Source organism: Collinsella sp. CLA-ER-H10 (assembly GCF_040092475.1).
GTDB lineage: Bacteria > Actinomycetota > Coriobacteriia > Coriobacteriales > Coriobacteriaceae > Collinsella.
The window spans coordinates 1-14,404 of the sequence record NZ_JBBNLM010000023.1 but is presented as its reverse complement, the minus strand read 5'-3'; the positions used below and the strand labels follow the sequence as shown (position 1 = coordinate 14,404).

The following is a 14,404-nucleotide window of genomic DNA, read 5'->3' as shown; positions in this document are numbered from 1 at the left end:
CTATTCCTCCCGGTAAGCGCACGCGCAGGTGGCGTACTCGGGAAACGCTTCGCGGTCGGCGAACTTGGGATCGACGGCCGGGAACTGGCGGTGAGCGACGATGTCGCCGAGCGAAACGGAATCGAGGTAGTCGCGCATCAACGCCTGAGCTCCGGCCCACAGGGGATGATAGCAGCACGCGCCCATGCGCGCACAGTCACCATCGGGCGCGGTGCAGTCGTTCATAACCATAGGACCCTGAACGGCCTCGACGACCTGGCGGATAGTGACGTCGTCCGGACTGACCTTGAGACGCATGCCACCGTGGACGCCACGCAGGCTCTCCACAATACCGGCCTGGACCAAACCGTGCTGAATCGAGCGGGCAAACGAATACGGAACATTGACCTCTTCGGCAGCGGTGCGAACAGAAAGCAAACACTCCGAATCCTCAGCAAGCATCGCCAGCATACGAAGGGCGTAATCAGTCTTCCTCGATATGTCCATTTTTCCCCTTTCAAGGAATACGAACAGCTCGAACGAGCTCCGGGGCCGAGCTTGTGTCGAGACGCTAAATGACCGCCAGGACATCCAAATGGTAAATCGGATATCCACTGAGTGCCGCGCTTGGAGCGAAATGCATCAGATGCGGCGCACAGTGCAATTTAGTATAACCTAACCCCCTGTCTCGTAGAACAGGTGTTGCGCAACAAAGCTGTTGTTCAGACAGATATACTCATTAGATTTTACTTGCGTTCCCGAAGGCGCGGGGGTTCTGGGCGAAGATGCACCAGGGCGATCGTTCTATCGAAACAAAGCGCATCAAACGCAAAAAGCCACGTCCGAAGACGTGGCTTTAATTGCGTTGGCGGGAAGTACGGGGCTCGAACCCGCGACCTCCGACGTGACAGGCCGGCGCTCTAACCAAACTGAGCTAACTCCCCAGGCAGACGTTCGCGTTTGTTTCCGCTCGCGTGCGCTGCGGGGATTAGTATACACAGAAGTCTGTCCGGCGCGCAACAACTTTTTTGAAAAATTTTTTGGGGCCATCCGGGAGGGCTTCCGGGGCTGAGGGCGGGGGTTAAGTTTGCTGCTCTACAGTCCTGCGCAAGACGGAAAGCACATTAAGTGCTTTCCTTTGCGTGCGGAACTCGCGACAAACTTAACCCCCGCCCTCAGCCCCGGAAGCCCTCCCTGCCGTCACATTATTCAACCAGTTTTGCGGGCGTGCGCCGCTGCGCGGCTAGCCCGCGTGCTCCTCGGCGGGGTTGGTCTGATTGTTTTTGTTGAAGCTCTGCCTTTGGCTCAAATGGAAACGGGGGACGCATTTGCATCCCCCGTTTTTGTTGTGGTTACTCTAGATCAATAAATTTGGTGCTTATGATCTTGCCGTCTTTTACTAGCATTCTGGCCATGGTGGGGCCTCGGGTGCCTCTGGGGTAGCTAGCGCTGCCCGGGTTGAGGACTAAACAACGGCCCACTTGGGCTTCTTTGGTTACGTGGGTGTGACCATTGATGGCTACGTCTACGGATCCCACCGGAAGGTCTTCGCGGTAGTGGGCTACAGCGAATTTGAGGCCTTCGTAGGTAAAGAGCGCAAGACGGTCTACATCGGGACCGTAGTCGCGGTAGTAATCGTTGTTGCCCAGTACGGCCCGCACGGGGGCGATGGTGCATAGGTGCTCGTAGTCCATCTCTGACGTGAGGTCGCCGGCGTGGATAATCAGGTCTGCGCCCTCAAGCTCATCCAGGAGCGCAGGCGATAAATAGCCGTGGGTGTCCGAGATGATGTCGATACGCTTGGCGCTTGCACTGTTCATGGGATCCCTTCCGCAAAAAACGATTCGGCAGATACATACAAAAAGGCCCCACGCCTCCGCAGACGATAGGTCTACAGGGCTGCGGGGCCAGTGTGCTAGAGACTCAGGGCCTTCTTAAGCGGCACGACGCGGCGGCGCGAAACCGGCACGCGTTCGTCGACGCCCGTAATGCCCAGCTGGATGGCGCCCGAGGGCACCGTCTCCACATCCGTGACGCACGCCAAGTTGACGATATAGCGGCGGTGAACACGGAAGAAGCCAAAGTCGCAGAGCTTGGCCTCAAACTGCGCCAGCGAGGTCGTCGACAAAAAGCGATCATCGACGGTATAGATGCAGGAGTAATCGTCCTTGGCCATGATAAAGCGAATGTCGTCCACGGGAATGAGCACCTTGCGGCCGCCCTTTTCCACCGGGATACGCTCGATGGTCACCTTGCTGTCCGTAACCGGCTTGGTGCGTTGCATGACCTTCTCGATCGCGCGATCCAAGCGAGCTTCCTCGACCGGCTTCATCAGATAATCGACGGCATCCACGTCGAATGCCTCGACCGCATGGTCACTATACGCAGTCACAAACACGATCGCCGGCGGATTTTTGAGCTTATGCAGCGCCTCGGCAAGTTGCAGGCCCGAGGCACCGGGCATCGAGATATCGAGAAACACGACATCTACGCGACTTTCCATAAGCATCTCGATGGCGGAGCGGACGCTCGACGCCTCAGTGATCGTGCCGATCTTGCCCGTTTGCTCGAGCAGGAAGCGAAGCTCCGAGCGAGCCGGCGCCTCATCATCCACAATCATCGCACGCAGCATAGGGATAAAACCTTTCGTCAACTAACTACGCCGGGCATCCGTCGCATGACGTTGAGCCCGTAGCCTTTTATTTTACTCTTGAATGTCAAAGATGCTCTCTGACAAATCAAGATGAAGGAGCACTTTGGTGCCCTTGCCCGGCGCCGATTCGACACGCGTATAGGAGTGCGGCCCATAAAAGCGATGGATGCGCTCCGAAATATTGTGCATGGCCACACCGGCGCCGCCACCCTGGGGAGAGCTGGCGTCGGGACGGGCAGAACGCTCGTCAAACAGTCTGGCGGCGGTACCCTCATCCATGCCCACGCCATTATCGGCCACGGCAATCAAGATTGCATCCTCGCCGTCTTGGTGAACGGTCACGTCGATCCTCAGGGCGTCGTCATCGCCCATACCATGACGCACGGCGTTCTCGACAATCGGCTGGATCACGAACGCCGGCACCAGCGTATCTTCCACGTCCTCGGACACATCGAACGTCGCAAGCACGCGATCCTCGCCAAAGCGGGCCTTCTCAAAGGTAAGGTAGCGCTTGGTCTGTGCGACCTCGCGCGAGACCGGAATAAGCGATCCCGAGTTGTCGAGCGTGGCACGATAGAACGATGAGAACTCACGAAGCAGTTCGCGGGCCCGCAGCGGGTCGGTGCGCGTAAACGATGCAATGGTGTTCAGCGTGTTGAACAGGAAGTGCGGGTTAATCTGCGCCTGCAGCGCACGCACCTCGGCGCGCGCCGTGAGTTCCTTTTGCACCTCGAGCTCGTGGATGGCGAGCTGCGTGGACAAGATCTCGGCAAAGCCCGAGGCAAGCGCATACTGGGTACGGTCGACGGCGCGCGGGGTCTTGTAGTAGAACTTGAGCGTGCCGACGGTACGATCGCCCACCTTGATGGGGGCGATAATGCCGGCGGGGACTTGGTTGTGCGAGCCGTCCGAGCCCACGACATCCACCATACGGTTGAACGACTGCACGATGCCATGTTCGATAACGTAGCGTGTGGCAAGCGTGTGGATGGGAGTATCGGGCAGCAGTTTTTCCTCAAACTCGCCCGCGCAGGCAAGCACGTTGTCCTCGTCGGTGATGGCCACCGTCATGGCGCGCGTCTCGGGCAAAATGCGCCGGCACACCAAACGCGCCGACTCCTGCGTCAGACCGCCCTTAATGTCCTCGAGCATGGCCGAGGCCACCGAGAGCGTCTCCTCGGTGTACTGGGAGCGCACCGAATCGGGATTGAGCGTCAAAAAGATAAAGATGCACAGAAAGATGCACAGCAGCGCGCAGGCAATCACCGTGGCGATCGGCTCGATACCGGTCACCAAGGCAAAAATAAAGTACACCAGCACACAAATGGCGCAGGCAACGGCAATGATGCGAAAGATTGATATTGAACTATCGCGCTGGGCGCGGCGGTCGATCATTCGGCCCCCTCCAGGATACTGATCAGTTGTGCGTCACGCCAAAGCCCGTCCATGATCTTGGGCCAAAAGCTCTGGAAACGCAGGTAGCTTGCAGCGTTTTGGCGCGCATAGGCCTTTGCCTCGTCGATACCATGGCGCCAGATGCGCAGGTAGCCCTCATGCTCGCGGGTAAACACGCTGCGGACCATAGCGGTCTTGCGCACGCGGTCGTCGAGCTCGCGCGAAATCCACGGGCCCGGGTAGGGCATGAGCGATGCCGCCGTAACGGGAATGAGCTCCTTTTGATGCGCGGCGAATGTCAACTTGGCCCGTTCGTAGTACCAACGGTATACATCCTGCATAAAGCGCGGTGAGCGCTTTTCGGACTCCGGAGGCAGATGGCGCACGGTCCACTCGTTATCGAACCACACGTCGTAGCCAAACATGCGCATGTTAAAGAGGTAATCCAAGTCCTCGCCGCGGGTGATAAACGGGTCAAAGGCCACACGCGTAAAGGCGCGGGCGTGCAGGGCCATCAGGCCGCCGCACACGTAGTTGGAACGCGAGATGCGGGTGCCCGAAAGCGCCTTTTTCATCCAACGGTTGAACTCGATGCGCTTGGTCCACCAACGATGGCAGATGCCCGCCTTGTCCGTGGGAGCCAGCGGCGAGCCGTCGCGATCGTAGAAATAGCCGCTCTTGACCAAGATCGGCAAGCCCTGACGCGTCTGCTGCCCCAACGCATAGGTCGCGCGCTTCATAAAGTCGGCGTCGATGACAGTCTCATCGTCATCCAAAAAGATAACCGCGTCATGCCCCAGCACAGCGGCACAGGCTAGCCCCATGTTGCGGATGGCACCGTAGCCTCGCAGGCTCACGCACTCGCCCGAACCCTTGGGCGCGATCTGAGCAACCCGGTCTGCAATGCGCGAGGCCTGGGTGTTGGTGACAACGGTGACCTTGAGCGTGGGATGCGCGTCGACAATCTCGTGCACGCGCAGCGACACATCGGCTGTGGCAGAAACGGGACAGACCACCAAAAGGATGATGCGCGGGATGTCACGTACCTGCTCAAGCGAGGCCAGGCAGCGGTCGAGTTCGGGATTGTCGGCGTTGAGTCGCGTCGAATGGTCATAGGTGCCAGGGGCGTTTGCGCAAGCGTCATCGCCCGCCCAATACGTTGGAATCACGACTGTGGCGTTCATGCCTTACCCTCCCTGCAACACAAAAACGGGACGCCGCCAAACACAGGCGACGCCCCGCGACCTAGCTGATTCCATCATACCCACTTGGGCAAATCATTGCTCGCAAGTCGCAATGTTTATTGCGGATAACCCCAAAAGAGTACCGTGGACAGGCACAATAGCCGCTCGCTCCTATGCGGCATGCTCTGCCGCCCGAGTCATGCGGGACAGGCGGACCAGCAGCATAAAGCCAACGATCAGTAGCACGCCAATGGAAAGGACGCCCAGCGACGGGTTGCCGGTCAGCGAGGTGACGACCGACACTAGGAAAGTGCCCATGACGCTTGCATAGCGACCGAAGATGTCAAAGAAGCCGTAGTACTCGTTGGACTTTTCCTTGGGGATAATGCGGCCAAAGTAGCTACGGCTAAGCGCCTGCACGCCGCCCTGGAACAGGCCGACCATAATGGCAAGCACCCAAAACTCAAAGGCGGTCTTTAGGAAGAACGCGGCGAACAGCACAATGCCCATATAGGCGGCGACTGCCACCAAGATCATGTTGAGCGTGCCCACGCGGCCGGCGAGCTTGCCGTAGATGATGGCGGATGGAAAGGCCACGAACTGCGTGACGAGCAGCGCCAGGACCAACTGGGTCGAATCGATGCCCAAAGCCGAGCCGTAGCTGGTAGCCATGGAAATGACCGTGTGCACACCGTCGATATAGAAGAAGAACGCAATCATGTAGACCAGCACGGTCTTGTTGTGGGCGATCTCGCGCATGGTGTGTCCGACCTCGGAGAACACACCGCCCACGATGTGGCCGATAGTGTCCTCGGGACCGCGCTCGCGACCGTACTTTTGCTTATAGGTGCGAATGAGCGGCAGGGTAAAGATGAGCCACCAGGCACCAGTGATGATAAACGACAGACGCGTTGCCAGCATGGTAGGGACGCCAAGAGCGGGGCCACCCATGATGAGCGCCAGGCAGATGACGAACGGCACGGTGGAACCGATGTAGCCCCAGGCATAGCCCGAGCTGGACACGGCGTCCATGCGCTCGTCGGTGGTAATGTCGGGCAGCATGGCGTCGTAGAACGTCATAGAAGAGTTAAGGCCGATGGTGCACAGCACGTACACGGTCAAAAATGCCATGGCGGACATTGGGATAGCCTGCGCCAGGCAAAGCACCAGGCCCGTGAGGAAGAAGCCCAAGAAGAACTTGATCTTGTTGCCGGCGTAGTCGGCAAGCGCGCCCAGAATGGGCATGAGCATGGCGATGGCCAGCGAGGCGATCGTCTGCGCATTGCCCCAAGCGACCACCAGGTCGGCCGAGGAAGCGCCGGTATTAATGGCGTTAAAGTAAATGGGCACCACCGAGGTATTGAGCAGCACAAGGGCCGAATTGCCCACATCATACATAACCCAGTTACGCTCGAGCTTGGTGTATTTCATGGACAGGGACCCTTCGTATTCGCCCGATATGCAGTTAGTTCATCGTACCCCAATTGTCCAGAACCGCCGGTAAGGATTCGGCAAAGGGGCACGCACGGGCCCTATTCCTCGCGGTCGAACTCCTCATCGGCATTGAGCACGCGACCGCTGTAGTTGACGTGACTGGTCACGGCATCCATGTCACCGGTCTCGATAAAACGTGCGACCGTGCACTCGTAATCGACCAGCGCGCGATCAAAGACCTCGGGGAAACTCTCGTTCGAGACCTCGTCGGTAAAGGGATTCTTCCATGTCAGATGGCCCAGGTTACCGGTGCGCTCGGGCAGCTCCGTCGTCACGCGATGGGCAAGGCCGTCGAGCAGCGAGTAGTCGTGCACCAAGCCCTCAACCAGCGAGATCGCGCGCGTCTTTGCGGAGCCGGCCGGCTCAATCGCGCGGTAAAGTCGCTGCATATTGGCAACGGCAGCACCGTACTCCCCCGCCGGAATGTCAATGCCGTACACGCGTCCGGCAACATAGCTCATCAGCACGCCGGCCACGCGATTGATGCGATCGGTGGTGACGATCTCGCCCGCCGGCGGGTAATCGTCGACCGTAGCGCCGGCGCGTTTAAGCTGCAGCATCAGTACATCCAGGTCGCTCTCGATCACGGCATGAACCTGACTGCTCGAATCCTCAAGCTCTGAATCGGACTCCACGATGCCAAACTGCTGCTCATAGACAAAAGGATGGGCGTTGCGGTCGAGCACGTAATGAGACAGCAGGCCCAGCGCAAAGGCGCGACCCAAGCTGGCGTCGCGCGGCAGCAGATGCGACACGCCGTCGCGCAGGCACGCGAACTGGCGAGACATGCGCGACCGATGCATGACCTGCGCCAGCAGCGTGCAGTCGGAAACACGCGGTGTCAGAATGTGAAAGAAAAACGGGTCGGGGCCTTGGTTGCCCAAGATAAAGGCAATGCGCTCTTCATCGGACGTGATGACGCCCTGCGGAAGACGGTCGATGCTTTCCTCGCCAAACAGATGATGGGTGATAAGCGCGGGCATAATGATCCTTTCGATTTCATTCGATGCCACCCATTATGCCCACCGCGCGCCCATGCCAAACCTGCGATGGTAAACGACGGCACGCAGACCGTCTACGCAAGCCCCAAGTGTGCTTTAACCTCGGCAGCGCGACGGCGGGACACGGGCACCGTCGAGGTTACGCGATCGAGCCTGAGCTCCATAAGACCCGTGGAACCGATCTCGACATTGTGCACGTCCTCCAAATTGACCAGATAGCTGCGGTGGACACGGATAAAGCCCTCGGGGGCCAGGCGCCGTTCGAGCGAGGAAATCGACTCATTGATCAGGTATGTTCCCTCGGCGCAGACGGCGTTGCAAAAATCGGCACGCGCCTCAAAGTAGCAGACGTCTGCGGCGGGAATGAACACCTTTTTGCCCCCGCGGTCCACCGTCAGACGCAAAGGCTGGCGCGGAGCGTGGATAACACGACGGACACCCAAGGCTGCCTCGATCTTGTCGAGTGCCTTTGACAGGCGTGCGTCCTCGACCGGCTTGACGACATAATCGACGGCATCGAGGTTATAGGCATCGGCCGCATACTCGGCAAACGCCGTCACAAACACAACCACCGGCGGCGTCTTTAGGTTCTGCAGCGTCTCGGCAAGCTCAATTCCCGAGCGACCGGGCATGGTAATGTCTAAAAATAGCACGTCGGGCTTGTTCGACAGAATCGACTCCACGGCTTCGGTGACATTGCCCGCCTCGGCAATCTGGCCCACACGCGTATCCTTTTCCAACAGATAGCGTAGCTCGGCCCTAATGGGAGGTTCGTCATCAACCACCAAGATGTTCCAGCCTTCGGACATATGTGCTTCCCCTCTTTTTCTCTCAATCCAACCGCGTGCTACGCCGTCAACGGCGCCGGCTCATGCGGCTCGCCGTTCAGCTCGACGATGACCTGCGTGCCAACGCCCTCCTGGGACTTCACGCGCATGCCAGAATCTTCTCCGTAAAAGAAATGGATGCGCTGAAGCACGTTGAAGAGCGCCAAGCCGCAGCCTCGTTTGATGGAGCCGTCGGCGGTAATGCTCTCGGGCTCCTCCAGGCGATGCTGCTCAAACAGATGCGCGCAGACCTCTTCGCTCATACCGATGCCATCGTCCTCGACGATGATCTCCAAACCGTCATCGGTCTCGAAAGCCCTAACATGAATAGAAAGCGGCTCGGTCTCGCGCTGCGCGTGCTTGATGCAGTTTTCGAGCAACGGCTGCAAGATAAACGGCGGCACCATGCAATCGCGCACCTCAAAGTCGATATCGACCGAGACGCGCAGACGGCCGTCGCCATAACGAGCCTGCATAAGATTGATATAGCGAGTGCCCTGTTCCACCTCGTGCTCGAGCGTGGTGAGCGTATCGGAATCAGAAAGCGTCTGACGATAGTAGTTGGAGAAGTCGATCAGCAGCGACCTGGCCTTGTCGGGCTCGGTTCGAACGAGCGACACGATGGTGCTGATGGTGTTAAACAGAAAATGAGGATCGACCTGCGATTGCAAGGCGCGCAGCTCCACGCGGGCCGTAAGCTCGTCCTGGCGCTCGAGCTCAAAGCTCGCAAGCTGCGTGGAAATGAGGTCGGCAAAGCCCGAGGCAAGCGCCGTCTGGCGCATATCGATGCTGCTCAGACGGGGATAATACAGCTCGAGCGTGCCCACGCAATGCCCGCGCACGGTAAGCGGTGCGACAATACCGGCGCGCAGGCGCGGAAAGTAGCCACCCGTCTCGGTCGAGGCATCGCGCGAGAACACGCTTTGCTCACCGCTGTTGATCACGTTGAGCGTAGTCCGCAGTACCACCGGGGTGCCCGCGGGGCATTTTGCCGAGTCCTCGCCCCAGCTTGCCAACACCTGCTTGCCGTCGGTAAAGCAGATGGCAGAGGCGATAGTTTCGGACAGGATGATCTTAGAGGCGCCCAGGGCAGCTTCGGGCGTAAGGCCGCGCGACGTGTAGGCGAATATTTTTGAAGCGATGGCGAGCGTGCGGTCGGTTGCGCTCGATGTGAGGTCGTCGGGAACGACAAAGACGTACGAGAAGAAGAAGCACAGCATGACCAAGCCGGCAATGACGACAACGGCCGGAACGGGATTGGGATTATCGGTTAGATCCCAGATGAGCAACAGGATAAGCAGCGGAACGACAATACCGAGCAAGATGGCTTGAACCACATGCTGAGCGGTACGAAAGACCTTGGTAGAGTTGTAGCTCTTGCCCAGAATCAGCCTATTGAGACCCACCGTCATCTCCTTCTTACTGACGCACCCCATAGCAATAAAGAGGGCCGCAAGCGACCCTCTCCATTGCATTATGCAATCAAATACTGTGTTTTACATCAAGCCATCGATGAACGGTAGCTTAGGCGCTGTACTTGTTTGCCTCGCCGAAGGTGCCGGCCTCGACAATCCAGCCGTCCTTCATGATGACGTCCATGTTGTCGGTGTTGAGCACGTGGATGTCGGCGGCGACGTCACCGTTGACGACCAGCAGGTCGGCGCACTTGCCGGCCTCGATGGAACCGGTCTCGTCCTCGATGTGGCACATCTTGGCACCGTTGAGGGTGGCGCAGGTGATGGTCTCGACCGGGGTGAAGCCGATCTTGTCGACGAACTCGTACATCTCCTCGATGGAGCAGGTGCCGTACGGGGTGACGAAGGAGAAGGAGTCGGAGCCGATCGTCATGACGACGCCGCGCTTCTTGGCCTCGCGCAGGCAGTCGTAGTTGCGCTGCAGCTCCTTCTCGACCAGGGTACCCTCGTACTTGTCGTGCAGCTCGGGGACGTAGACGGGCGGATAGGTGGCGTACCAGGTGGGCAGGAAGGCGATCGTCGGGGTGAAGAAGGTGCCCTGCTCGGCCATGAGGTCCATGGTGCGCTCATCGATATCAAAACCGTGAATCAGCTGCTCGCAGCCAAAGCGAACGGAATCGTAGGCAGCGGCGTGGTTGTTGTAGCAGTGGCTCCACACGGGGATGCCGACCATCTTGGCCTCTTCGACCACGGCCTGAATCTCCTCGGAGCAGTAGTGCTGGTCGCGGCCGGAGTCCCAGCGCCAGATGCCGCCACCGGTAGCCCAGATCTTGATGGCATCGGGGTTCTCGCGCAGGCGACGACGGACGGCCTTGCGCAGATCCCAAGGACCGTCGACCTGATCGCCCCAGGGGTGCGATTCCTTGTTGAGCTCCTGGCTGCAGTGGTGGGAGTCGCCGTGGCCGGCAACGCGGCAGAAGCCAAGGCCGGTGGCCAGAACGCGCGGGCCCTTGAAGACGCCCTTGTCGATGCAGTCACGGATCTGGATACCAAAGCGGCCGATCTCGCAGACGGTGGTGAGGCCGTGGGTGAGGCAGTCGTAGGCCTGCTTCACGGCGACGGCCTGCTTCTCGAGGAGCGGCTGCATGACCCAATCGGTATCATCGTCGGTCAGGTTGCCCGAGAAGTGCAGGTGGGTGTCGATCAGGCCGGGAAGGACGGTCTTGCCGGCGGCGTCGATAACCTCAACGCCCTCGGGAAGGTCCTGCATAGCACCGGCGTACTCGATCTTGCCGTTGTCGTCGACGAGAACGAGGGAGTTCTCGACCGGCTCGGCACCGGTACCGTCGATGAGCTTGCCGCCAACGATTGCATACTTAGTGGACATGGTTCCTCCTTATGGATCCATATAGTGGGCGAGGCCGTGTTGGGTTAAGGCCTCACAAAGCTACCCAAGTGGCGCCGGGTTCGGTGCGCGGAAGAGAGGGGCCCGCGCACCTGATCCGCCCCGGCTCGGCGTTACTTTTTGCGGGAATTGGTGAAAGCCATGAGGGCCAGGCCAATAGCCAACCAGCCGATCACGATGCTCCACTCCACCATGTTGAGGGAGGCGGGAGAGAACGGAATCACAAGCAGGCCGATGATGATGGCGCAGGCAGCGATAGCGAGGGAGATGCCAAACTTGCCACCGGGCACCTCGTAGGGACGAGGCAGGTCGGGCTCGGTGAAGCGCATGCGCAGGCAAGCGAGGGCGACCATGCCGCAGGAGAAGATGAAGGCGAGAGCCGACACGTTGGTCAGAGGGATGAGCATGTTCTTGCCCAGGAACGGACCGACGACGGTGATGACGCCCAGAACGACGCAGGCGAGCTTGGGAGCGCCAGACTTGGGGTCGACCTCGGCGAACTGCTCGGGCAACTGGCCCTTGCGGCCCATGGCGAGCATGATGCGGCTCGTGGCGCCGTAGAAGGAGTTCATCGGGCCCATGGGTCCAAGCGTGGCGATGACGAGCATGGCCAGGTACAGAAGCATGTTGATGCCCTTGAGGCAGGCGAGCGCGGGAACCGGGCTCTTAACGAACTCATGCCAGTCGAGGATGGTGCCGAACGAGTAGATGCAGACCATGTAGAAGCCGCCAGCGGCCAGCAGAGCCAGGGAGATGATCTTGCCGAACTTGTTCCAGTTGAGGCCCTCGGCTGCTTCCTCAGCCTGCTGAGGAATGGTGTCGAAGCCAGCGTAGAAGAACGGGGTCAGAACCAGGACCGACACGATGCCGGCAAACAGGCTGGAGCTCTCGGTAGCGGCCTTGCCGCCGCCAGCGCCGGTGACCTGGGAGAACACGGGCATGGCATTGTCCGGCGAGCCGGTGAACAGCGAGACGCCCATGGCGAGCAGCATGCCGCAGAGCAGGGCCTTGGTCAGGAAGGCCTGGAGCTTGGCAGCCGAGCTGGCACCGCGGAAATTGAGGAAGATGACGTAGACTGCAAAGCCGAGCGCGATCAGCGTCGGGAACAGGTAAACGTCGGCCCCCAGGATGGTGTAGAGCTTGACGGCGCGCAGCCACTCAAGGCCGGGCAGGCTGCCGAACATTTCGGACACGAGGGTCGAAATGGCGATGGCCTCCCACGGGCACAGGATGCCGTTGCCCAGGGCCAAAAGCCATCCGGTGATGTAGCTCAGCGTACGGCCAAAGCTACGATCGACATACTCGACAATGCCGCCCGAGATGGGGATAGCAGCCGTGAGCTCACCGAAAACAGCTCCGACGGGCACGAGGAAGATTGCACCCAAGAGGAATGCGATCATAGCGGGAACGGGACCGCCGCCCACGACCATCCAGTCGCCGACCTGCAGAACCCAACCGGTACCGATGATGGCACCGAAGCCGATGGTGAAGAAGTTCCAGAGCGAAAGCGTTTTCTTCATGCCGCCGTTATCCTCGACTGCAACTTCTGCGTTCTTGTCCGCCATTGTTCCCCTCCTTTCCTGTTTGACGCCCTTGGCGTCACCCCTTGCGCGGTCCGTTTTGCCGCGCGCTTTTATTCCATGGCTTTAAGATACGGCCTTGGCGCAGCAGCGCCGCTCGCAGCTCGACCGAAGGCAGAATTGCAAAACGAGCGGCACCGTTTTTGGGACGAACGGCGGGAGACGTCATTCGTCTTGGACGCTTTCATCTTGTCTGCTTTTGAATACCTGTTGCCGTGACGCTTGGCGCGCGGCGCGGCAACGTTCATACCATTTGTCAGGCTTTTGGCGCACATACCCATGTGTCGTGCATCTTTTTATGTAGGATAGACAAGTTACACATGAGGCAAGGTGATTCGAATGGCATACGGATACAATGACGGCGACCAACGGCCACAAAACGTGCGCCTTGCCGGCCGCACCACGTCAACGCCCAAAATCACCTCCGACAACGACAACCCGCAGCGCCCCCAAGAGCAGCTCGGGGCTTCTTCGCGGCAGCAAAGCCGTACCGTGCAGCAGTCAGACCGTGTGAGTACGAGCACACGCCAACGCCAGACCGGCACATCGCAGCCACGCCGCTACGATCGCCGTAAGACCGACTACTACGTCAAGCGCTCCTTTTCGCGGCCTCAACGCGATCGCGGCAATTCCGCCCCTCACCCCGCGTCGCACACCACAAGCCACGCGCTTCCGGCCCGCCGCCTACGCCTTGCGCTTTGCTCCATTGCCGCCTGCCTCGTCTTTGTGTTTTTGGGATCCTGTATCTCCCACGGATCAGCCGGTCTTGAGCCCACTGCCGAGGACAAGCTGCTTAAAGCTCCCGTCGCGCCCGGTTACTCCTTTGCGTTCTCGACCCCACGCTCGCAATGGCAGGCCGGCGCCATGCCCCACATCTACCAAATTGACCCCGCATGGTCGGAGCTGCCCTATGCCGGTGGCACTATTCGAGAAAACGCTTGCGGTCCCACTTGCCTCACCATGGTCTATATCTTTAAGACCGGCCACACCGATAAGACGCCGGTCGATGTATGCGCACTGGCCGAAGCCGGCAACTACGCCCCCACTGGTGCCACCGAGTGGTCGTTTATGACAGGCGGTGCGTGGCAGCTAGGGCTCAACGGAACACAGCTCTATAACGATCGCGAATCGATTACCCAAGCACTTCGCTCGGGTGCGCCCGTCATCGCCGCAGTGCGCCCCGGTACGTTTACCAACGTAGGCCACTACATCGTGCTCTACGGCATCGACGATGCCAACCAGATTGGCGTCTACGACCCCAACTCGGCCAGCCGCAGCGCCCGCCGCTGGGGCGTCGTAGAGGTCCTCAACGAAGTCGAAGCCATGTGGGCCTACTACTAGTCATTTAAGAACGTCCATTACAGTCGAAATTGTCAGCCCGGGACCGTCTCGGGCTACGATTGAGGCGCGCCCAGAACGGGCCGCCGACCGGGCGCCCGCGCACGGCCGAACGTCCCTGCCCCCGAGAGGG

General features: G+C 59.7%; 12 protein-coding genes and 1 tRNA gene. 1 reads left to right on the top strand and 12 read right to left on the bottom strand.

The genetic code is table 11. From position 1 onward, the window contains the following. The 12 genes from AAAX36_RS08400 to AAAX36_RS08345 form a co-directional block, all read right to left on the bottom strand. Complete coding sequence (locus tag AAAX36_RS08400) at window positions 1-486, bottom strand: Rrf2 family transcriptional regulator (RefSeq protein WP_349075061.1); 486 nt, start codon at window positions 484-486, stop codon at window positions 1-3. Between the two features lie 359 nt (window positions 487-845). Then, window positions 846-923: transfer RNA gene (locus tag AAAX36_RS08395), tRNA-Asp, on the bottom strand. A 408-nt stretch (window positions 924-1,331) separates the two neighbouring features. After that, a complete protein-coding gene (locus AAAX36_RS08390; RefSeq protein ID WP_022094114.1) occupies window positions 1,332-1,799 on the bottom strand; it encodes a YfcE family phosphodiesterase in 468 nt (155 codons plus the stop codon). Between the two features lie 95 nt (window positions 1,800-1,894). Then, window positions 1,895-2,611 carry a response regulator gene (locus AAAX36_RS08385; RefSeq protein WP_022094115.1) on the bottom strand — a complete coding sequence of 239 codons (717 nt, stop codon included), beginning with the start codon at window positions 2,609-2,611 and terminating at the stop codon, window positions 1,895-1,897. Window positions 2,612-2,683: 72 nt separating this feature from the next. Then, window positions 2,684-4,027 (bottom strand): histidine kinase, encoded by a 1,344-nt coding sequence (locus tag AAAX36_RS08380; protein ID WP_006235157.1) that lies wholly within the window; start codon window positions 4,025-4,027, stop codon window positions 2,684-2,686. Then, on the bottom strand, window positions 4,024-5,211 hold the full coding sequence (locus AAAX36_RS08375; RefSeq protein WP_055285281.1) for a glycosyltransferase: 1,188 nt from the start codon (window positions 5,209-5,211) through the stop codon (window positions 4,024-4,026). Before AAAX36_RS08375 ends, AAAX36_RS08380 begins: the two co-directional genes overlap by 4 nt. Window positions 5,212-5,382: 171 nt before the next feature. Further along, entirely contained in the window at window positions 5,383-6,642 is a 1,260-nt protein-coding gene (locus AAAX36_RS08370) for an MFS transporter (RefSeq protein WP_349075058.1), read from the bottom strand. A 101-nt stretch (window positions 6,643-6,743) separates the two neighbouring features. Then, entirely contained in the window at window positions 6,744-7,688 is a 945-nt protein-coding gene (locus tag AAAX36_RS08365) for a zinc dependent phospholipase C family protein (RefSeq protein WP_148332786.1), read from the bottom strand. Window positions 7,689-7,780: 92 nt separating this feature from the next. Next, the gene (locus AAAX36_RS08360) at window positions 7,781-8,515 is read right to left on the bottom strand and encodes a response regulator (RefSeq protein ID WP_148332787.1); all 735 of its coding nucleotides are present in this window, start codon (window positions 8,513-8,515) and stop codon (window positions 7,781-7,783) included. Window positions 8,516-8,553: 38 nt separating this feature from the next. Continuing rightward, window positions 8,554-9,945, bottom strand: coding sequence for a histidine kinase (locus AAAX36_RS08355; RefSeq protein WP_349075055.1), 1,392 nt, complete (start codon window positions 9,943-9,945; stop codon window positions 8,554-8,556). A gap of 112 nt (window positions 9,946-10,057) precedes the next feature. Beyond that, window positions 10,058-11,335, bottom strand: coding sequence for an amidohydrolase family protein (locus AAAX36_RS08350; protein ID WP_117633809.1), 1,278 nt, complete (start codon window positions 11,333-11,335; stop codon window positions 10,058-10,060). 131 nt (window positions 11,336-11,466) lie between these two features. Next, the gene (locus AAAX36_RS08345; protein WP_349075053.1) at window positions 11,467-12,918 is read right to left on the bottom strand and encodes an APC family permease; all 1,452 of its coding nucleotides are present in this window, start codon (window positions 12,916-12,918) and stop codon (window positions 11,467-11,469) included. Between the two features lie 354 nt (window positions 12,919-13,272). On the opposite strand from AAAX36_RS08345, the gene AAAX36_RS08340 reads away from it, so the two are divergent. Continuing rightward, on the top strand, window positions 13,273-14,274 hold the full coding sequence (locus AAAX36_RS08340; RefSeq protein WP_349075051.1) for a C39 family peptidase: 1,002 nt from the start codon (window positions 13,273-13,275) through the stop codon (window positions 14,272-14,274). The last annotated feature ends 130 nt before the right edge of the window (window positions 14,275-14,404 follow it).